The organism is Thermostichus sp. OS-CIW-33 (assembly GCF_054059615.1).
The window spans coordinates 1-19457 of record NZ_JBSSCH010000005.1; the positions used below are offsets into that span (position 1 = coordinate 1).

General features: G+C 60.0%; 17 protein-coding genes. 11 read left to right on the forward strand and 6 right to left on the reverse strand.

All coding sequences use genetic code 11. The features are described from left to right. Positions 1–339: 339 nt before the first annotated feature. A complete protein-coding gene (locus ACVWZG_RS04825; RefSeq protein WP_414407919.1) occupies positions 340–1449 on the reverse strand; it encodes an RpoD/SigA family RNA polymerase sigma factor in 1110 nt (369 codons plus the stop codon). 320 nt (positions 1450–1769) lie between these two features. Between ACVWZG_RS04825 and ACVWZG_RS04830 the strand changes: the two genes are divergently transcribed. Together ACVWZG_RS04830 and ACVWZG_RS04835 are read left to right on the forward strand one after the other, a co-directional pair. After that, a complete protein-coding gene (locus ACVWZG_RS04830; RefSeq protein WP_041436246.1) occupies positions 1770–2027 on the forward strand; it encodes a helix-turn-helix domain-containing protein in 258 nt (85 codons plus the stop codon). Positions 2028–2363: 336 nt separating this feature from the next. Next, complete coding sequence (locus tag ACVWZG_RS04835) at positions 2364–2729, forward strand: hypothetical protein (RefSeq protein ID WP_414374207.1); 366 nt, start codon at positions 2364–2366, stop codon at positions 2727–2729. 93 nt (positions 2730–2822) lie between these two features. On the opposite strand, the gene ACVWZG_RS04840 is transcribed toward ACVWZG_RS04835, so the two are convergent. The 5 genes from ACVWZG_RS04840 to ACVWZG_RS04860 all read right to left on the reverse strand — a co-directional run bounded on the left by ACVWZG_RS04840 (position 2823) and on the right by ACVWZG_RS04860 (position 8839). Beyond that, entirely contained in the window at positions 2823–4115 is a 1293-nt protein-coding gene (locus ACVWZG_RS04840) for a Glu/Leu/Phe/Val family dehydrogenase (protein ID WP_414417620.1), read from the reverse strand. Positions 4116–4187: 72 nt separating this feature from the next. Next, on the reverse strand, positions 4188–4859 hold the full coding sequence (locus ACVWZG_RS04845; protein ID WP_414374204.1) for a diacylglycerol/polyprenol kinase family protein: 672 nt from the start codon (positions 4857–4859) through the stop codon (positions 4188–4190). A 9-nt stretch (positions 4860–4868) separates the two neighbouring features. Further along, positions 4869–5240 carry a c-type cytochrome gene (locus ACVWZG_RS04850; RefSeq protein ID WP_414357447.1) on the reverse strand — a complete coding sequence of 124 codons (372 nt, stop codon included), beginning with the start codon at positions 5238–5240 and terminating at the stop codon, positions 4869–4871. Between the two features lie 230 nt (positions 5241–5470). Further along, a complete protein-coding gene (locus ACVWZG_RS04855; RefSeq protein WP_457405189.1) occupies positions 5471–7318 on the reverse strand; it encodes a glycoside hydrolase family 3 N-terminal domain-containing protein in 1848 nt (615 codons plus the stop codon). Positions 7319–7423: 105 nt separating this feature from the next. Beyond that, complete coding sequence (locus tag ACVWZG_RS04860) at positions 7424–8839, reverse strand: RecQ family ATP-dependent DNA helicase (protein ID WP_457405191.1); 1416 nt, start codon at positions 8837–8839, stop codon at positions 7424–7426. Positions 8840–9034: 195 nt separating this feature from the next. Between ACVWZG_RS04860 and hisB the strand changes: the two genes are divergently transcribed. The 9 genes from hisB (at position 9035) to treS (ending at position 19421) form a co-directional block, all read left to right on the forward strand. Then, positions 9035–9655 (forward strand): imidazoleglycerol-phosphate dehydratase HisB, encoded by a 621-nt coding sequence (gene hisB / locus ACVWZG_RS04865; RefSeq protein ID WP_414357444.1) that lies wholly within the window; start codon positions 9035–9037, stop codon positions 9653–9655. A gap of 135 nt (positions 9656–9790) precedes the next feature. Continuing rightward, positions 9791–10027: an alpha/beta hydrolase gene (locus ACVWZG_RS04870; protein ID WP_414407962.1), complete on the forward strand. Its 237-nt coding sequence runs from the start codon at positions 9791–9793 to the stop codon at positions 10025–10027. 69 nt (positions 10028–10096) lie between these two features. Further along, positions 10097–10840 (forward strand): hypothetical protein, encoded by a 744-nt coding sequence (locus tag ACVWZG_RS04875; protein ID WP_457415271.1) that lies wholly within the window; start codon positions 10097–10099, stop codon positions 10838–10840. A gap of 36 nt (positions 10841–10876) precedes the next feature. Continuing rightward, complete coding sequence (locus ACVWZG_RS04880; RefSeq protein WP_457405195.1) at positions 10877–11800, forward strand: ABC transporter permease; 924 nt, start codon at positions 10877–10879, stop codon at positions 11798–11800. A gap of 347 nt (positions 11801–12147) precedes the next feature. After that, the gene (locus ACVWZG_RS04885; protein ID WP_457387433.1) at positions 12148–12300 is read left to right on the forward strand and encodes a photosystem II protein Y; all 153 of its coding nucleotides are present in this window, start codon (positions 12148–12150) and stop codon (positions 12298–12300) included. A gap of 34 nt (positions 12301–12334) precedes the next feature. Next, positions 12335–13435, forward strand: a complete 1101-nt coding sequence (locus tag ACVWZG_RS04890) for an NAD(P)/FAD-dependent oxidoreductase (RefSeq protein WP_457405197.1) — start codon at positions 12335–12337, stop codon at positions 13433–13435. Between the two features lie 177 nt (positions 13436–13612). Next, positions 13613–14518, forward strand: a complete 906-nt coding sequence (locus ACVWZG_RS04895) for a 6-carboxytetrahydropterin synthase (RefSeq protein WP_011432318.1) — start codon at positions 13613–13615, stop codon at positions 14516–14518. A 10-nt stretch (positions 14519–14528) separates the two neighbouring features. After that, the gene (locus ACVWZG_RS04900; RefSeq protein WP_414350687.1) at positions 14529–15845 is read left to right on the forward strand and encodes a DNA double-strand break repair nuclease NurA; all 1317 of its coding nucleotides are present in this window, start codon (positions 14529–14531) and stop codon (positions 15843–15845) included. Positions 15846–15983: 138 nt separating this feature from the next. Next, entirely contained in the window at positions 15984–19421 is a 3438-nt protein-coding gene (gene treS, locus ACVWZG_RS04905; RefSeq protein WP_457405376.1) for a maltose alpha-D-glucosyltransferase, read from the forward strand. Positions 19422–19457: the final 36 nt, after the last annotated feature.

Here is a 19457-nt window from a genome sequence, read left to right on the forward strand (position 1 = left end):
TTGGCTCATAAGTTCATTGTACTTCATCAAAGCGCATTCCTCCCGGCACTGACCCTACGGGTACAGTGCGGGGCTCCTGCGATTTCTAGCTGAGCGCCAGAGGAAACCGATCAGCCAACTCCTCAACGACCAAAGAGGTTAGCTGCCAAAGTCCTTCCCACTGGCTCTGGTCGTGAAGATGAGGTAGCCGGGGGGTCATCAGCCCCAATAGGCTCAGGGGATAAGGGATCCTTATCATCGCCGCTGCAAGGGGCTATGGTGTTCAACCCAAGAAGATTGAAAAAAGGCTATCCCTGGGCAGAAGCTGGCCCGGAAATCGGTCTGCCAGGCCTGTAGCCACTAGCGAATGTACTGAGCCAAAGCCCGCGAAGAATATCCCACCCGCAACTTGCGCAGGGCATCCCGCTCGATCTGACGAATCCGTTCCCGCGTTAGGTTGAAGTGATCCCCCACCTCCCGCAGGGTTCTCGCCTGTTGCCCGTCTAACCCATAGCGCAACTCCAGCACTTGCCTCTCAATCGGCTTCAGGGTTTGCATGGCAGAACGCACATCCTGCTGCATCGATTGCACGAGGATCCCTTGAAAGGGCTGCTCTTGCCGCTCATCTTGCAGCAAATCTCCAAGGCGGCTTTCTCCTTCTTGGCCGACCGGCACATCCAGCGACAGGGGCAAAGCAGCAGCCTGTTGGATCATGCGCAGTTTCTTGACTTTAATGCCCAAGGCTTCTGCCAGCTCCGCTTCGGTGGGCCGCCTCCCCTGCAGCTTCATCAGCTCGCGGTTGGTGCGCTTGAGCAGGCGTACTTTGTCGACCATGTGTACCGGCAGGCGAATCGTCCGCGCTTGGTTGGCAATGCAGCGGGTAATGCCTTGGCGAATCCACCAATGGGCGTAGGTGCTGAAGCGAAACCCCCGTTCGGCATTGAATTTTTCGGTGGCCCGAATTAACCCGATATTGCCCTCTTGGATCAGATCCAAAAAGGGCACCCCCCGATTGAGGTATTTCTTGGCAACGCTGACCACCAGGCGCAGGTTGGCGTTGATCAGCTTGCGCTGAGCCTGCTCCCCTTGTCGGATGCGGGAGCGAAGGGTGGATACGGAAATCTGCAGGGCCTCGGCCAAAGCCTCGTCACTGGGATCCTCCCCCCGCTGTTGCCGCCATTCCTGCCGGGCTTGATCGATGAGGAGCTTTTGCTGAATTTTGCGCGACAGCTCGATTTCCTCAGCGTGATCGATGCGGGGCACGCGACCGATGGTATTCAGGTAGTGATCGACAGCGTCTTCATTCAACCGGGATCCGCCGGCAACCGGCTCTGGATCAACTTCTGCAAGAGCATCTTGGGGGGCAGACTCAGGGTCGAACCAGAGATCGTCGAACTCCTGAGGCGAAGAGGCAGAGTGTTCAGGATGAGGACGAGAAAAAACCACGGCCAGGTGAGGAGAGAACTTCATCTCCCAGTCTAAAAAGGTTTCTGCTGCTGCTGCGAGCGAAAATCGATCATGCCCCTCTTTTTTGTCCGGAGATTTTTCCGCTTGGATGCGGGAACAGCAGGGATCCCGTCCGTCAAGTCCTTGTAGGCAAGGGGTTGCCCGGCAAAAAGCGGTAAGCGATTTTCGATCTAGACCTTGAGATAAGATTGTTCCTGAGCCAGTCAGCTCAACGGCTGCCGGGTGGGATCCCAGGAAAAGGGAACCTTGCCAGCTCAGGCTACCATGTGAGGATCCCTCAACTTCCTCAGTCTGGAAAAGAATATTTACGGCTTTCTGCTCCTATGGAGTCTAACGACCGGCACCATCCATCGGCCAACTTGATTGGGGAACGGGTGCGCTGGGTACGGGAGAAGCTGCAACTCACCCAAGATCAACTGGCGGGTCGCTTGGCCAAGTACGGTGTGCAGTTGGACTACGTCAAAATTGGCCAGGTGGAAAAGGGAAAACGGCGCGTCATTGACAAAGAACTGGTGGCCTTTGCCAAGGCGTTGGGGGTATCGGTCACTTGGCTGCTGAGCGGAGATGAATCCCACCTGTAGCGGCCTGCGGGAAAGTACATCCGATACAGGGATCCCGAACAAAAGGACGTGAAGATACTTAAATACCTTGTACTCTCGGACGTGATCTCAGTCATTTTCCGTGTAAACACGGTAGGCTGGACTCATGAATAGATTGGCTTGAGGCCAAACCCCAGCTTTTCCTTGACCATCCGCGGGGGTGGGAAAAGCAGAGAGATACAGCGCCGCGCCGGAAGTACGGGTTTTTCCAAGAAGGATCGGGATCACAGGCTTCTTCACCTAAACTTGATATTGTTGACTTGGCGTTAAGCTGCCGCCGTCTATCTGGCCGTCTATCTGTTTGTGTGAGGTTTGCCGATGCTCTCTTTCTTCTTCAATTCCAACAAGGCCAACAGCCGACAAACCGGAGGCCACCGTCTGCCTGCTGCCAGCAAAACCACAGGCACGCAACGGATCCCCAACTACAGCCGCCTGTCCGCTCCCCATGAAGTGCTCAAGCAGGAAAGGCAGATCAAGCGGGAGCAAGAGTTTACAGAAATGGAGCAAAACATCAATCGCATTCGCTACTTCTACCAAAAAGCAGATATGCCCCTGGAGATGCGACAAATTCTGACCTACCGTAAGCTGATGGAGCTGGACTACTTTACCCCGCAGGCGGCAAAAGAGCTGCTCAAGCAATGGCAGCAGCAGGAAAAGCAGGAGCAAGAACGCCGTCGGGCTTGAGAAAAGGACTACCTCCAGCGGAGTTTGGGCAGCCGAACCCTGGCAAGTGGGCTTGTTGAGCCAAGAGTTCCCGGTCTCCAGGTGGGGGAGCGTCTACGGGTAAAGGCCGCGATCCTGTAGGGCTTGCGCCACTCGGCCTACCCCCAGGGTGTAGGCAGCCAGTCGCAGCGACACTTGCCGCCGTTCTGCCTCCTGCACCACCCGTTCAAAGGCACGTACCATCAGACCTTCCATCTCTTGATTGACCCGCTCCTCATCCCAGAAGACGTAAGAGAGTCCCTGCACCCACTCCAGATAGCTCACCACTACCCCACCGGCATTGGTCAGAATATCCGGCAATACCTGGATCCCTCGCGATTCCAAAATCCGGTCGGCGGCAAGGGTGGTTGGCCCGTTGGCAGCTTCTGCCACAATCCGGGCTTGAATTTGGTGGGCATTGGCTTCGGCAATTTGATTTTCCAGAGCGGCAGGGATCAACACGTCCGCTTTTTGCACCAGTAGGTCGGCGTTGCTGATGGGCTCAGCCTGTGGAAAGCCCGCCATGCGACCTCCCCGTTCCTTCATGTAAGCTTTGAGGGCGGGGATATCCAGTCCATTAGGATTGTAAAGGCCCCCAGAACTGCCGGAAACCGCCACAATCTTAGCTCCCGCCTCATGCAGCAAGCTGGCCGCTGCTCCACCCACATTGCCAAAACCTTGGATTAACACCGTTGCCCCTGCCAGGGATCCACCATGTCGGGCCAAGGCTTCCCGTACCGTGATCATCACCCCCCGTCCGGTGGCCAGTTCTCGCCCTCGGGATCCCCCAATCGAGAGAGGTTTGCCCGTCACCACTCCCGGCACCGCATGCCCAACATTCATGGAATAGGTATCCATCACCCAGGCCATCTCGCGGGCGGAAGTTCCCATGTCTGGAGCGGGAATGTCCTCTGCAGGGCCGATATCCTTGATCAGCTCGCTGGTGTAACGGCGGGTGATGCGCTCCAGCTCCGAGACCGAATAACGCTTGGGATCGAGGGGGATCCCCCCTTTGGCCCCACCGTAGGGAATGCCCATAAGGGCACATTTCCAGGTCATGAGCATCGCTAAGGCCGATACCTCTTCAAGGGTGACCGCGGGATGGTAGCGGATCCCCCCTTTGTAGGGGCCGAGAACGTTGCAATGCTGCACCCGATGGCCGGCCAGCACTTGGATTTGTCCGTTATCCAGCCGCACGGGGATCGCCACCGTCACCACTTTACGGGGGGTGCTGAGGATTGCCACCCAGCCGGGATCCAGTTTCAGCTCGCGAGCTGCCCAATCTAGGTAGCTGCAGGCCTGGGCAAGGGGACAGATATGGGCGGGAGAGGGAGGGGCAGAAGAGGCCAGCGCAGGACTTGCAGCCATGGTGGAGAAGAAGAAAGGGCTGTTTCCACGCTATACCGCCGGGGACGGGAGAGGAACGTTTTGTAGCAAGCGTTACAAATAATTGAGGATCTGGATCAAGACGAAACAGAGGCCGGCACTGGCCAGGGGCACGGTCAGGTTATCCAACCCCCACCAAGAGAACACCTCCAGTCCCATAGCTATCCCTCCCACCAAAAGGCTCACTCCGAGCAAAGGGAGAGAGAAGCCAAAGTACCCCAGCAGCAGAGCTGCAATCACCAAGCTGCTCACTACCCACATGGTCAGGGATCCCTCCCAGCTTTTTTGAATGGATCCCAGTTGGTAGGGGTGTTTGCCCCAAGTTTTGCCCACCAAGCCCGCCAGGGCGTCGGCCCACGTCATCACCAATATGCCGATCACCGCGAAAACCTGTCGCTGTGGCCGCCAAAACCAAAACAGCAACAGACCAATGCTGATGGCGTAGAAACAGGTGCCAAAGCTGCGGCGACCGACCCCATTTAAGCTGGGCAAGATGGCCACTCGGTAGGAGAGCAGCGCCAAGCCGGCGAACACCAGAGAGAATCCCACCCCCAGCCAGCGGGGCACTTGCAAGGCCCAAGCCAACAAAATGATATTGCCCACGCCGATGTGGATGACCTTACGCACCCATTCCCCGTCCACCTGGCGGGAGCGCAACCATTCCGCAAAAGCGAATACGGAGGCCAGCCAGAGAGCATAGCAAGCAAGCTGCTGAGGCAGGCCCATGAAACGGCCTCAGAGGGTTTTCAAGTAGCTGAGCAAATCCGCCATCTCCTGGGGATCCGGCTGGAACTGGGGCATGGGAGGCGTTTTGCCACCGGTCACTTGCTGAATGATAAACCGATCCGAGCGGCGGCTGCTCACCCCCCGCAGACTGGGCCCTACCCGGCCATCCGCTTCTTCCCCATGACAGGCGGCACAGTTGAGGGCAAACAAGGATGCACCATGGCTAACCTGCCCCTGTAAGCTGAGGACGGCTTCGGTATAGGGATCCAGACGAGCCCCGGCACCCAGCCAAGCCCAAGCGAATATCCCCAGCCCCAGGCTGAGGAGGGCAAGACCCAGCCGAGTTTTTTGAGACCAGACACTTGTAAAGAACTGCTGCAAGGATTTGAGGAAGGGTTGTAAACGTCGTTGGGATGGAGGTTGAAGTCGCTTTTGCTCAAACTCAACCCAACTGCCAGTTGACGACTGGCTGCTGCAGGATTGAGGAGTGTCTGAGAGGGAGGGAGGCACAGACAACGCTGAGAGAAACCGTTTCAATCTTTTACATTTTTTACATTTCAACCAACACGATAACCCAGGAGCCCTTTCCTGCCAATAATCTGTAATGGCATTTACTTTTTCTTAATGGTTGGCTGGGCCACGTGAGACTTTGATCCCTCTGAGGGGGGACGGTTGGGAAAGAGCCGCCCCATCACCTCCGCTTGGGCCCAGGGATCCCGGTTGAGGCTGTGGATGGCATTGGCCCATGGAAAGTGCGCCTGCAGGCGGCGGTAGAGAGATAAATTACCATAAATGACGACCGCTGCCACCCGCTCCCGATGCTGTTGCAGCCAATCCAGCACATAGTTGGGCAAGGGATCCCGAAGGAAACCTTGGAAGATGAATCCTGGGGCGTTGTTTAGGGCAGCTTCCAGCCAAGGTAGGGGGGTAAGAGCATCGCTGAGCACAGGAAGCATGCCTAAGGCAGCCGGAACATGCAGGGCGGGAGATTGCAACTGCACATCGGCAGCACCCAAGGGGGGATCCTGCCAGATCCAGTTCAACCATCCGGGCTCTGCGGGCGGGCTGAGGGGCCGGCCTCCTTCCACGCCACCGCGGGCCATAGCCGCTTGACAGGGGGCGATATCCTTCTCGGCCAAGAGGGATCCCAGCTGAGCGGCTCTGTGCAGAGCAGAGGTCAGGTGGGAGCGCCTGTTGAACAACTTTCCCAACGCCGTTCGCGTCCGCGGAACGGAGTCCTTGTCCTTGGAGATGGGATCCCCCAACAGCAAAGGCTTCAGTTGCTCGGCTGGAGAGCCACGGTTGAGGGCTGGATCTGTGGGATCCCTGGCCCCCATCCATCCGCCAAGGGCGCTGAAGTCGGTTTCTGCCAGGGCCGGCCACACCTGTTGGAGGAGAGCTGAGGCGGCGGGTAGGAGTCGCTGTTTGGCCCGCAGCACCCGCGTCACCGACTGGGCAAGCTGGGCTGCGCTGAGGGATCCCTGTTGCACCGCTTCCAAAACGGCTGCCAAGGATGCCGTTGGATCGGGGGGGGCCAAAATTAGGTCGGCACCGGCCTGGAAAGCCCGCACGGCCAATGAGTTGGGCCCGTTAGCATTGGCCAGCTCTGCCAGAAAGCCTTGATCGAGGCTATCCACGACGATAAGCCCACCAAACCCCCATTCCTGGCGCAGCAGTTGGGTCAGCCGCCCCGGCAGCAGGGTGATAGGCCAGCGCTCATCCCACTCCGGCAGCACCACGTGGGAAACCAAGATCGCCCCCACCTGCTCCACCAAACCTCGAAAAGGCAGCCAAGGTCCCTCTTGGAGCTGGGCTAGGGTCAGGGTTAATCGGGGGCACCAGGGGGTGTCTGTTGTCTTTGGGGATGGCTTCAGTCCGGCCTGAACCGGATCCCTCCAGCCTTTGCCCGGAAAAGAGCTGGCTGTGGTTAGGATCCCGCCTGTGCTGCCCGGGGTGGCTTGCTCACATCCGCGCACAAAAGCTCGCGCCAGTTGCAAAGCAGACAGGGGATCCTCCGCCAGCGCCCCTTCCCCCAGCGGCTCTGCCACCGGGCTGAGCAACCAATTGATGCCGATGGCTGCCGCCTCCCGCGCCGTAATCCGACCCCACTGTTCCGCCCAGCGTTCTGCCTCTGATCCCAGACGGCTCAACCCCAGGGGATGGGGAAAAGAGGTAGCCCCCTGTAGGGCCAGCCCACGACCGGCCTCTGCCGCCACCAAAAGGGGCAGAGCAGCCCATGCCTGCACCTCTTCCACCCGCAACAGGGCTTCTGCTACGTGTCCTTCGGTGATCCAGATGCCCCCGATCCCCACCTCCTGGATAAGCCGTTTGAGGATCTCTCGGGGAGGAGACTGGGATCCCAGACGGGCCGAGACCGGCACCACCAACAGTTGCGCCACCTGCCGAGCTAGGGATAAGGGTCGATCCAGTTCCTCAAGCGGAGATCCGGAAACACTCATAGGCACAGCCGAAAGTTCGTCAGCAAGGGGAACTGCTCCCTTTGCAGAAACGCAGATCATGATAGCCACTCCTGCCGGTTGCGGCTCGCAGCGGGCTGTTGAGGGCTAACGAGAAAGCCGACAACGGTCACAGGTGCCACAGGGCAGGCCGGGCTGCTCCCCAGGGTAGCCAAAATAGGGCAAGATCGCCTGCCACCGACAGCCGCGGGCGTGGATGAGGGCTTCCATCCCTTGCCAGGGATCCTCTCGTCTTAAAGGCTGCCAACGGCGGTGCAACACCTGAAAGTGAAAGGGATCCGGCCAGTGCAGGCAGCCCATCTCCTGCAATAGACCCAGGGCCACCCGTACCTCTCCAGGCGGCAGGTCGGCGTAGGATCCCTGCTGAGGCAAGGTTTGCAGCAGGTGGCGTGCTTGGGCCTGAAGGCGCTCCTGCTGGGAATAGAAATAGGCCTGGCGCTGGCGATCGCTGGGATCCAGCAGGCCCGTCGGCTCCGAGAGCAGCATCAGGGCCCGGCAAGGGCCACCATCCCGACCACCTCGCCCCACCTCTTGCAAATAATCCATCAAGCTGGGCGGGGGATGAAAATGCAGCACCCAACGCACATCCGGCTTGTTGATCCCCATGCTGAAGGCGTTGGTGCAGACCAGAAAGCGCAGTTCCCCCTGCAGCCAGGCCCGTTCCAGCCGACGGCGGGATCCCGCTTCCAGTCCCCCATGGTAGGTGGCGGTTTTTAGGTTCTGTCGGCCCAGCCACTCGGCCAGCTCTTCCCCATCCCGCCGGGTGCGCACATACACCAGACCCGAGCCGGGATTCTCGCCCAGGAATCGCAGCAGACGGCGACGACGATGCGCCGGGCTCCAGGCTATCGCCACATTGAGGGAGAGGTTGGCCCGCAGGGGATCGGCGCGAATGTGCTCCGGATCCCGCAGCCCCAGGATTTGGCTGAGGCGGCTGCAGGTTTGGGGGTCAGCCGTGGCGGTAAAAGCGGCAATGGGAAAGGAGGACTTCACCGGGGCCAGAGCCGGGCGCAGCAATCCCAGACGGCGGTAGTCGGGCCGGAAGGATCCCCCCCAATGCACCAACGTATGGGCCTCATCCACGATCAGGCCGTTGATGTGCACCTGAGGCTGTTGCAGCCGTTGCCAAACGGGGGGGCTGAATAGGGTCTCCGGCCCCAGATAGAGCAGGCGCAGTCGGTTTTCCTCAAGGGCCTTCAACACCCGCTTGCGCAGGGCTGGATCCAGTTCGCTGTGGAGACAGGCTGCCGGCAGCTTGCGTTTCCAGAGATCCTGAACTTGGTCTTCCATCAGGGCGATCAGGGGCGAGACCACCAGCGTCACCCCTGTTTGCAGCAGGGCTACTAGCTGAAAGCACAGGGATTTGCCAAACCCCGTCGGCAACACCACCAGCGCGTCGCGCTTGTCCAGCAGAGCGCGGATCACCTGATCCTGGGGTGGGCGCAGCCTCTCGTAACCCCAGTGTTGCTTGAGGGCGCGCTGAATCTGCTGCCAATCTTGCAAACGGCAACCCCCTTTTCAACACTCTCTTCCAGCACTCTACGGCAATTCCAAGGGAAAAAAGAGCAGGGCGGAGAAAGGAAAGAGCCTCTCTTCTCGCTCCTCACTGCTTAGGCCGTGTGGTGCCGATGCTCGCAGGCTTGTGCAATTCTAGAGCTGGAGCCTACCTGCTGCTCCACAGCGTTCTCGGCCACTTCCATGACTGCCATCGACTCCTCGCGCCTGCTCCACCCCAGAACTGCCCTTGTTCACCGTCGCACCGGGGAAACGGATGTTCAAATTCGTCTGAACCTGGATGGCAGCGGCCACTACGAGATCGACACCGGGATCCCCTTTTTGGATCACATGCTGGCCCAGCTCAGCACCCACGGGCTGATCGACCTGCAGATCAAGGCCATAGGGGATCTGCACATCGACGATCACCACACCAACGAAGATGTGGGCATCACGCTGGGACAAGCCCTGGCGCAGGCTCTGCAGGATCGGCGGGGCATTCATCGCTTCGGCCATTTTTGGGCACCTTTGGATGAAGCTTTGGTGCAGGTGGTGCTGGATTTCTCCGGGCGTCCTCACCTCAGCTATGGCCTGGAGCTGCCCACGGAGCGCATTGGCCGCTACGAAACCCAGTTGGTGCGGGAGTTTTATCAGGCGGTGGTCAACCACGCCCAGCTCACTTTGCACATTCGCCAGGCTGCCGGCCTCAATGCCCACCATATTGTCGAGGCCAGTTTTAAGGCGTTTGCCCGCGCCCTGCGCATGGCCGTAGAACGGGATCCCCGCCGACAAGAAGGGATCCCTAGCTCCAAGGGGGTTCTGTAGCCGTGCGGTGGCTGCAGGGGGTGTTTGCCTTGGGCCTAGGACTGGCGACAGTTTTGGCTGGGCCGGGCCGGGCGTGGAGCGCAGAGCGCTTGGGGGTGTTTCTGCCGCCTTTGTTTGATTGAGTTCTCCTTGCCCGTGGAGGATCTGGCCCAGTTTGCTCACAATGGCACGGTGAGCCGGCAGTTGGATTTTTATCTGCGGCGGCTTACGCCAGAGCAGCAGGCAGCTTTGGCGGATTTGCTGACACGCGATTTTGATCCCAGCACCTCTGCGCACTACTTTGATTCGAGACCTGAGGCCAGAACAGATCCAACTGGCCTTGTCCGCAGCAGAGGTGCGGAACACTTTCCCGTGAGAAGTGTCTTGAGCTGAGGAGCTGAGAAGAGGGCTGGCTGCTATCTTTGTCGGATGGCCCTCCTTGGTCTTGTTGAATCTCTGCCCATGCTGCTGTTGCTGACCAATCTGATTGCCGTTTTGCTGTTTTTGCTCTGCCCTTGGTGGATGCTGAGGCGGGAGTTCGGCGGAGCAGGGGTGCTGGCGGGAACCTTTGGCCTCATCGACCCGCAGCAGTTGGGGATCCCGGAGACTTTGGCGGTGGGTTGGATCCCAGGGTTGAGCTGGGCCTGGGTGCTGTTGGCGCTGTTGTCATGTCTGGCTCTGGGGATCAAGGAGCGGCAAGTGCGGGCCCGCTGGCTGTACAGCTTGGGAGTGGTCGGTCTGGTTCTATTTGGGCTGGGCTTGCTCTGGTTTTATGGGGCAGTGGGGGCGGTGAACAGGGCGGCCCTGGCGGAGGGGATCCCGCCGGCTCGGTTGCCGTTGCGGCGGTTCAGCCCTTCTTTGGCTGGCTATGCCAGCTTTGCCTATGCCCTGCTGCTGTTGCTGCTGGGGCGGCTGCAGTTGCCGGGAGGAAAAGCTTTTTTGGTGCGGCAGCGGCAGATCATCGTACCCCTGAGTGCCTTGGGGGCGGCGGTGGCAGCAGGGGCGGTGGTGGTGGGGTTGCTGCGGCCCGGCTTAGGCTCCTCGCCCGATTCGCCTTTTTTTGTAAAGCTGAGCACCAAAGTGGACTTGATCACCTACACCTTTTCATTGCTGCAGGCGGCCTGTTGCCCGGCTATTTCACGGATCCCTTGCAGGCAGCCCAGGTGGAAATGGACTGCGATGAACGCTCAACTTGAGTACCTCTGAGCGGAGATCTCGTTTGCGCTGGCGCTGCGGAGCACTATGGCAACTCTGTTTTGGGCTTTGATCCCGGCTACCCTGCGCTCCACTACCCCTCTGTTGCTCACGGCCTTGGGGGGCATGTACTCCGAACGCAGCGGCGTGGTCAATATTGCCCTGGAGGGGATCATCTTGTTTGGGGCTTTGGCGGCGGCGGTAACCACCCAACGCCTGGAAGCTTCCCTTCTGGCCCAGACTCCAGCAGCTCAGGTGGGTTGGATCCCTTGGGTGGGTTTGTTGGCCGGCGCCTTAGGGGGGGTGGCCATTGCCTTTGTGCATGCGCTGATGTGCATCCGCTACAGAGCCGATCAAATTGTCAGCGGCACTGCCATCAACCTGTTGGCCATGAGCGTGCCTTCGCTGGTGCTGCAATCGTTCTACGGCAACACCACCAACTCTCAAGAAATTGTCAATTGGCTGCCGCTGTGGCATGGGTTTAGCCCCTTGGTGTATCTGGCCTTTCTGTTGGTGCCAATCTCCTGGTGGTTGCTGTTCAAAACACCCTGGGGCTTGCGGCTGCGAGCGGTGGGAGAGCATCCTCAGGCTGCTGCCACCATGGGGGTGGATGTCCTGGGTATGCGCTACGCGGCGGTGCTGCTCTCCGGCCTGTTGGGGGGCCTGGCGGGGGCCTACCTTTCCATTGGCTTTTTGAACCAGTTTGTCCGCAACATGTCAGCAGGAAAGGGCCTTATCGCCTTGGCAGCGATGATCTTCGGCAAGTGGCACCCCTTCGGGATCCTGGGCGCGACGCTGTTGTTTGGGGCCACCGACGCCCTGGCCATTCAACTGCAAGGGGGAGATGTGATGCCGCCCGTGTTGATCCAGGCGTTGCCCTTTGTGTTGACGATGGGGGTTCTATCGGGAATGCAGGGCCGCGCCCGCCGCACTCGTCCGCCGGCTGCCTTGGGCAAAATCTACAGCAACTGAGAAAGAGCCCAGAATTAAGATCCAAGTTGCGGGCTTGGGCAGCAGTTAGTCAGGTGATCGGGGTCGATTGTACGCCCCTGCTGGGTACGCTAGTTCTGGACGCGATTCTCGGTGTGGGCCTGTTGGCTCCCGCCTCAGCAGTCCAGATGGGGCAAAGTCTAGCCGGTAGGGATCCCCATTTGGGTTTATTCTGGACTTAGCCATCTTTCCAGAGTTGCACCTCAGCTTATGCGGGATCCAGAGTCGAAAACGGTTTCACCCCATCGGGATTCTGGCGGTGGCCAACCCTGGAGGCTCTTGTTCCAAGCAGTCGGTAAATCAATCTATGTTAGGGGGGGATGAAAACCATGGACATTGATCTTCGTCCGCTGATCGTTCTGTCGCCCATTGTTTTGGTGGTTGCCTGGGCTGCCTACAACATCATCAAGGCTGCCATCAAGGGGGAGGCCAAGCTCTTCGGCGAAAAAGGCAACAACCCCTTTGGCAGAGGGGGGAGCTGAACGTGCGGATCCGCTCACAGCCGGCAGGCTCAGTATGCTAGGTGAGGAGACCCAGGCAGCGGTAACCCCTTCCGAGGGAGCCCGCTCAACATCCGCCGATGTGATTGTCATCGGGGCGGGAGTGGCCGGTTTGGTGTGTGCAAGGCAACTGCTGCGGGCAGGGTTGCGGGTTCTGGTGCTGGAAAAATCGGCGGGCTTGGGCGGGCGCATGGCCACCCGTCGAGTTGAACATGCTGGGCAAACGGTGCCGGTGGATCATGGGGCTCAATACCTGACTGCCGATTCGGATGGCTTTTATCGCTGGGTGAAGGAGCTGCTGGGCCTGGGGCTGCTGGCGGAATGGACGCGCTCGCTGCATGTGCTGGATCGAGAAGGGCTGCGCCCAGAGGATCCCAACGACGAGAAACCACGCTACGCTTGCCCCCAGGGCATGACAATGCTGGCCAAACACTTGGCTGCCCCGCTGTCGGTACACACCCAAACTCGTGTGGTCAGCCTCAAACCTTTGGCAACAAGCTGGCAATTGAGGGCGGAGAACGGCCAATGCTACGAGGCTGCTGCCCTGGTGGCGACAATTCCGGCCCCCCAGTTGCTGCCCCTGCTCCGGGAAGGGATCCCTTCGGCTGAAAACCTGTTGCCTCTGCTGGAATCCGCCCAGTATCAACCCTGCCTTGCGGTTTTGGCGGGCTACTCTGAGCATACGCCGCCTTGGAAGGGGATCAAGTGCTTGGAAGATCCAATGTTGGCCTGGCTGGGACTGGACAGCAGCAAGCGCCTGCAGCCGCTCCCGCCTGTGGTGGTCTTGCATGGGGGGGCGGAGTGGTCATCTCTGTACTTGGAGGCCGGCCCCTCTGAGCTGGAAAAGGCCGGTCGAGAATTGCTGGCCCACGCAGCCCAACGGCTGGATCCCTGGTTGGCTTCGCCACAATGGATGCAGGTGCACCGTTGGCGCTACGCTTTGCCTTTGGAAACCACGGGATTGGCCAGCTTAAGCACCCGTGTGCCGGTTTCCGCTGCTGAGGGATTGCCTTTGGTTTGTGCCGGCGATTGGTGCGCCGGAGGGCGCGTAGAGGGGGCTTGGCTCTCAGGACACAATGCCGCCAAAACCTTGCTCGAAATGCTTTCTGGGAAATGAGGGTATGCACAGGCCGACCCGGTCGGCAGGGCAAGTGCCTGACCTGGCGCAGGACAGAGATGACGGCAAGACCACTGGGAGGGTAGGCTGAGGGCCGCTGAGAATTTCCACCCTCTGGGCCGGGGAGTGTGTCAAGCTAAAGGGTGGATCCCCCGGCAGATGCTCTCCTCTCCACTCATGTCCAGAATCTGTACAATCTACCGCCGTGCGCAATTTGCCGCCAGCCATCGGTACTGGTTGCCCGAACTCTCAGAAGCCGAGAACTTAGCCCGCTTTGGCCCAAATGCCCGTTTTCCCGGCCATGGCCACAACTATGTGCTGGAGGTGGGCATGAGTGGTGAGGTGGATGACTATGGGATGGTGCTCAACCTCTCGGAGGTGAAGCAGGTGATCCGGCAGCGGGTGATTCAAGATCTCAACTTTGCTTATCTAAATCAAGCTTGGCCGGAGTTTGCCCAAACCTTGCCCACTACCGAGTTTATCGCTTACGTGATTTGGCAACGCCTGGCCGATGCCTTGCCCCTAACCAGCGTCCGTCTGTACGAAGATCCTGAGCTTTGGGCCGAATACCGAGGAGAAGCCATGCAAGCCTACTTGACTGTTGCCACCCATTTCAGCGCCGCCCACCGCTTGGCTCTGGATCACCTGAGTTTTGAAGAAAACAGCGCCATCTACGGCCTCTGTGCCCGTCCCCACGGCCACGGCCACAACTACGGCCTGGAGATCACCGTCAAGGGATCCATCGACCCGCGCACGGGGATGATCGTGGACTTGGCGGCCCTGCAGCGGCTGATCGAGGAGCAGGTGGTGAAGCCGCTGGATCACACCTTTTTGAACAAAGACATTCCCTACTTTGCCCAGGTGGTGCCTACTGCCGAAAACATCGCCCTCTACATCCAGCGGCTGCTGACTCTGCCCCTGCGGGAGCTGGGGGTGCAGTTGCATCGGGTTCGCCTGCAGGAGAGTCCCAACAACAGCAGCGAGGTCTACGGGGAGTTTCCGCTGGAAGAGCTGCTCAACTCCTCAGAAGGACAAGATGTGGCTTCTTCCGCTTCTGGCAGCCGTATTGCCATGCAGGGCTGATGCGTCCATCATGTTGGATCTGGTTAAGCTGAGCGGGCAAATTCCTGCGTTCACCCGGCACCTGCAACAGGAGTCGAAAGCCAGCCAAGAACGCCTCCGCCAAGCCTGGCAAGTTTTCGAGCGCTGGCAGCAGGAGCCGCAGGTTTGGCAGTCCCGCTGGGCCGAGTGGGGATCCCATCTGTCGTTTGTTTGCGCCAGCCCCGCCGAGCCGCCGGAAGCCTGGGGATCCCTGCCCAAGGTCGAGCCTCTGCAGGGGCGACACACGGTGGTGGCCACGGATGGATCCCAGATTTTGCCCAGTCACCACGAGATTGCCTACTGCTCGCTGATCAATGTTGGGCGCGTGGTTCTCCACTACGGCACCCAGGAGTGGCCGCTCCTGGACAGCCAGCCCCTGCTGCTGTATGGAGATGGGCCCCTTGCCCAGCAAAACCGCTCAGACTCCCCTCTCTCGGAACCGCGGGCAGAAGGGTTGCCGAGGGCCCCCCTTAACCGGCGAGACTCTCGCCCGCAGCGCGCTCCAGGTGAACGCAATCCTACCAGCGGCACGGAGTCCTCGTTGGGGCTGGAAGAGATACTGGCCTTACGACGCTCCCAAGCGGAACTGGAGGAGCTGGCTCGTTTGGCCCTGTCGGTGCCCCGTCGCCGCACCACGCTGGCGCTCCTGGATGGATCCCTAATCCCTTGGGGACTGGAGCCTCTGCCCCAGTCGGCCCGGCGCCCCTGGTTGGATCCCATTCTGGCGACCTTGGAGCAGTTGCGGGCGGCCCGCATTCCTCTCGTGGGCTACATCAGCGCCTCCCGCAGCAGCGAAACCCTCAACTACCTGCGCTTGGGGCTGTGCCCGTACCTGGGCTGTGACTGCTACCGCTACTGTCCCGGCGAGAAGTCTCCTCCCTGCCATCCCTTCGCCCCCCTGGCAGACCGCGTCTTTTGGGGATCCCTGCTGCAGCCGGGAGAGCGCAGCCCCCTTTGGCGCAGCGGCGCCAGCGTGTTGGACGCCTTCGGGGAACACCACGTCCACTGTTGTTACCTCAATGTTGGCGAGGGATCCCTGGGCCAAGCCGAAATTGCTCGCCTGGAGTTTCCCGCTTGGGTGGTCCAGGATGCGGAGTTGCTGCAGCGGGCTCTGGCAGGGGTGCTGAGCCAAGTGCACAAGGGCTTTGGCTACCCCATCGCCTTGGCGGAAGCCCATCATTTGGCGGTGGTGAGAAGCGGGGATCGGCAGCGGTTTTTTGCCTTGATCGAGCAGGAGCTGCTCCGGGCCGGCCTGCGCCACGTGGCCGTCTCCCGCAAGGAAGCCCAGAAGCGGAGTGGCATTGCCTGAGCCCGAGAAAGCCCGCACTGACCCTGGGGATCCCTGGCACCCAAGAGAAGGCTATAGCCTATTGAGGGGATCCCCATTCAACGGCTAGGGTTGCCAAGGTGTCCCAATCCTGTCTCTGTTGCCGACATGACCGACATGATGATCCGAGCCCCTCTGCGCAGCCTCATCTCCCCCCTCACCCACGACCCCCTTTGGTACAAAGATGCAATCATCTACGAGCTGCCGGTACGGGCCTTTTTCGACAGCGACGGCGATGGCGTGGGCGACTTCCAGGGCCTGACCGAAAAGCTGGACTACTTGCAAGAACTGGGGATTACAGCCGTCTGGCTGCTGCCGTTTTTCCCCTCGCCTTTAAAAGATGACGGCTACGACGTTTCTGACTTTACCAGTGTTCACCCTGACTTGGGCACCCTAGAAGACTTCAAGATCTTTCTGGAGGCTGCCCATAAGCGGGGGATCCGCGTCATCATTGAGCTCATCCTCAACCACACTTCGGATCAGCACCCCTGGTTTCAGCGGGCCAGACGAGCTGCCCCCGGCACCCCCGAGCGGGACTTTTACGTTTGGAGCGATACCCCCGAAAAGTACAAAGAGGCCCGCATTATCTTTCAAGACTTTGAAGCCTCCAACTGGACCTGGGATTCAGCGGCCAAGGCCTACTACTGGCACCGCTTTTACTCCCACCAGCCAGATCTCAACTACGACAACCCCGCCGTACAAAAAGCCATGTTCGAGGTGGTGGACTTTTGGCTGAGCTTGGGGGTAGACGGCATGCGGCTGGACGCGGTGCCTTATCTCTACGAGCGGGAGGGCACCACCTGCGAGAGCCTACCGGAGACCCATGCCTTTCTCAAGGCTCTGCGCCGACACATTGACCAAAGGTATCCTGGCCGCATGCTGCTGGCGGAGGCCAACCAGTGGCCAGAAGATGCTGTGGCCTACTTCGGCGATGGGGACGAGTGCCACATGGAGTTCCACTTTCCCCTCATGCCACGGCTGTTTATGGCCATCCAGATGGAGGATCGCTTCCCCATCATTGACATCCTGCAACAAACCCCTCCCATTCCTGAAACCTGCCAGTGGGCCCTCTTCCTGCGCAACCACGACGAGCTCACCCTGGAGATGGTCACTGACGAGGAGCGGGACTACATGTACCAGGTGTACGCCAAGGATCCCAACGCGCGGGTGAACCTGGGGATCCGCCGCCGCTTGGCCCCCCTGCTGGGCAACAGCCGCCGCCGCATCGAGCTGATGAACAGCCTGCTGTTTTCTCTGCCCGGCACGCCGGTCATCTACTACGGGGACGAGATCGGCATGGGGGACAACATCTACCTGGGGGATCGCAACAGCGTGCGCACCCCCATGCAGTGGAGCGCCGACCGCAACGCCGGCTTTTCGCGGGCCAACCCCCAGAAGCTCTACCTGCCCATCGTCATCGACGCCGAGTACCACTACGAAGCTGTCAATGTGGAGGCGCAGCGAAACAACCCCCATTCCCTGTGGTGGACCATGAAGCGGCTCATCGCCGTGCGCAAGCGATTCCAAGCTTTTGGCCGCGGCTCCTTTGAGCTGCTCCACCCGGAAAATCGCAAGGTGCTTGCCTTTATGCGAGCCTTTGGCGATGAGCGCATCTTGGTGGTGGCCAACCTCTCCCGCTACGCCCAGTGGGTGGGGCTGGATCTATCGCCGTGGGAAGGATTGATCCCGGTGGAGATCTTTGGCCACACCGAGTTTCCCCATATTGGGCGACTGCCCTATTTCCTAACGCTAGGCCCCCATTCCTTTTACTGGTTTTCCCTTGAGCCCAAAACGGAGACCATCCACCTCAGCCCCAGCAAAGCGGAGGAGCAGGAACGCCTGGTCCCTCTGGTTGTTCAAAGTGGTAGTCCTCTGGTTGTTCAAAGTGGTAGTTGGGACAGTCTCTTGCAAGGGGAAAGCCAAAAGCAGCTGGAGGCAGTCTTGGCGGACTACCTCTACCGCTGTCGTTGGTTTGGCTCCCAAAACCGCCAGCTCCAGGCGATCCATATCCTGCAGGCTATCCCCTGCCGCCGAGAAGAGGAGTCCTTGCTGGGCAGCCAGATCTTGCTTCTCCAGGCCGAGTTTATCGAGGGCGATACGCAGCTCTACTCTCTCCCTGTGGGCTATGCCACCCAAGAAGCAGCCGTACACCTGCGCCTAGAGATGCCCCAGGCGGTCATCCTCCCTGTGCAAGTGGCCGGAGGGCCGGCGGGAGTAATTTTCAACGCTCTGGCTGACAAAAGCTTCTTGCTGCGGCTGCTGCAGCTAATTGCCCAGCAGGGCCGCCTGCGTCACCGTCAGGGAGAGCTCTGGGCCACTAGCTTTGCTGCCCTTGAGCATGACCTGGAACCCCGCCTCCTCAAGGCGGAGCAGAGCTACACCTCCGTTGTCTATGGCAACCACTACCTCCTCAAGCTCTACCACCGGGTGGCCGAGGGGGTAAACCCAGAGCTGGAGATAGGCCGCTACCTGCTGGAGCACCATCCCCAGGTGCGCGTGCCACGGCTGCTGGGATCCCTGGAGTATCGCCGTCGTCGCGGGGCCCGTGGGTTTGATCCCGCCGATCAGCCCATTACCCTGGCCATTTTGCAGGAGTACATCCCCAACGAGGGAGATGCCTGGCACTACACCCTGGACAGCCTGGGGCAATTTTTTGAGGCGGTGCTGGTTCACTACCAAGAGGTGGATCCCGTGCCCGTGCCGCAGGGATCCTTCTTGGAGCTTTCCCAACAGCCCTTGCCGGAGCTGGCCTACGCCACCATCGGCAGCTACCTAGAATCGGTGCGGATCTTGGCCAAGCGCACCGCCGAGCTGCACATCGCCCTGGCTGCCGATACGGAGAACAAAGACTTTGCCCCAGAGCCTTTCTCCAGCCTGTACCAGCGCTCCGTTTACCAGTCCATGCGCAACTTGGTGGGGCAGGTGTTTCCGCTGCTGTTCGCGTCAGCGGGACGGAGTCCTTATAAGCAGCTCCCCAAGCTGCCGGAAGCAGAGGCCAACTTGGCTCGGGCTGTTTGCGACCAAGAAGGGGAAATCATGAGCCGCTTCCGCCTGATCCTGGAGCGGAAGATCACCGCCCTGCGTACCCGCTGCCACGGGGATTATCACCTGGGCCAGGTGCTGTTTACCGGCAAAGACTTTGTCATCATCGACTTTGAAGGGGAGCCGGCCCGCTCTTTGGGCGAACGGCGTCTCAAGCGTTGCCCCTTACGGGATGTGGCGGGGATGCTGCGATCCTTCCACTATGCTGTCCACACAGCTTTGCGCCAGCAACTGGAGAGCGGCTTGGTCTGCGCCGACCACTGCCCCGACATGATGCGGTGGGCCCAGTTTTGGCACCGCTGGGTCTGCGCGGGCTTTTTGGCCGAATATCTGCAGGTGGCTTCCCAAGCGGCTTTTTTGCCCCGCAGCCTGCAAGAGATAGAGGTGTTGTTGGACGCCTATCTGCTGGAAAAAGCCATTTACGAGCTGGGCTATGAGTTGAACCACCGCCCCGAGTGGGTGGAGATTCCCCTGCGCGGGATCTTGCAACTGCTGGGCATTTCCACCAAGGTTTAGGGGATCCTGTCGGCAGGCCATTTGGGGTGAGCGACT

Excerpts from the sequence above, each read along its gene's own strand:
- treS (WP_457405376.1), top strand. The coding sequence starts at position 15,984 with ATGATCCGAGCCCCTCTGCGCAGCCTCATCTCCCCCCTCACCCACGAC.
- ACVWZG_RS04845 (WP_414374204.1), bottom strand. The coding sequence starts at position 4,859 with ATGGGCCTGCCTCAGCAGCTTGCTTGCTATGCTCTCTGGCTGGCCTCC.
- ACVWZG_RS04875 (WP_457415271.1), top strand. The coding sequence starts at position 10,097 with ATGCTGCTGTTGCTGACCAATCTGATTGCCGTTTTGCTGTTTTTGCTC.
- ACVWZG_RS04835 (WP_414374207.1), top strand. The coding sequence starts at position 2,364 with ATGCTCTCTTTCTTCTTCAATTCCAACAAGGCCAACAGCCGACAAACC.
- ACVWZG_RS04900 (WP_414350687.1), top strand. The coding sequence starts at position 14,529 with ATGTTGGATCTGGTTAAGCTGAGCGGGCAAATTCCTGCGTTCACCCGG.
- ACVWZG_RS04840 (WP_414417620.1), bottom strand. The coding sequence starts at position 4,115 with ATGGCTGCAAGTCCTGCGCTGGCCTCTTCTGCCCCTCCCTCTCCCGCC.
- ACVWZG_RS04855 (WP_457405189.1), bottom strand. The coding sequence starts at position 7,318 with ATGAGTGTTTCCGGATCTCCGCTTGAGGAACTGGATCGACCCTTATCC.
- ACVWZG_RS04885 (WP_457387433.1), top strand. The coding sequence starts at position 12,148 with ATGGACATTGATCTTCGTCCGCTGATCGTTCTGTCGCCCATTGTTTTG.
- ACVWZG_RS04880 (WP_457405195.1), top strand. The coding sequence starts at position 10,877 with ATGGCAACTCTGTTTTGGGCTTTGATCCCGGCTACCCTGCGCTCCACT.
- ACVWZG_RS04890 (WP_457405197.1), top strand. The coding sequence starts at position 12,335 with ATGCTAGGTGAGGAGACCCAGGCAGCGGTAACCCCTTCCGAGGGAGCC.
- ACVWZG_RS04825 (WP_414407919.1), bottom strand. The coding sequence starts at position 1,449 with ATGAAGTTCTCTCCTCACCTGGCCGTGGTTTTTTCTCGTCCTCATCCT.
- ACVWZG_RS04895 (WP_011432318.1), top strand. The coding sequence starts at position 13,613 with ATGTCCAGAATCTGTACAATCTACCGCCGTGCGCAATTTGCCGCCAGC.
- hisB (WP_414357444.1), top strand. The coding sequence starts at position 9,035 with ATGACTGCCATCGACTCCTCGCGCCTGCTCCACCCCAGAACTGCCCTT.
- ACVWZG_RS04830 (WP_041436246.1), top strand. The coding sequence starts at position 1,770 with ATGGAGTCTAACGACCGGCACCATCCATCGGCCAACTTGATTGGGGAA.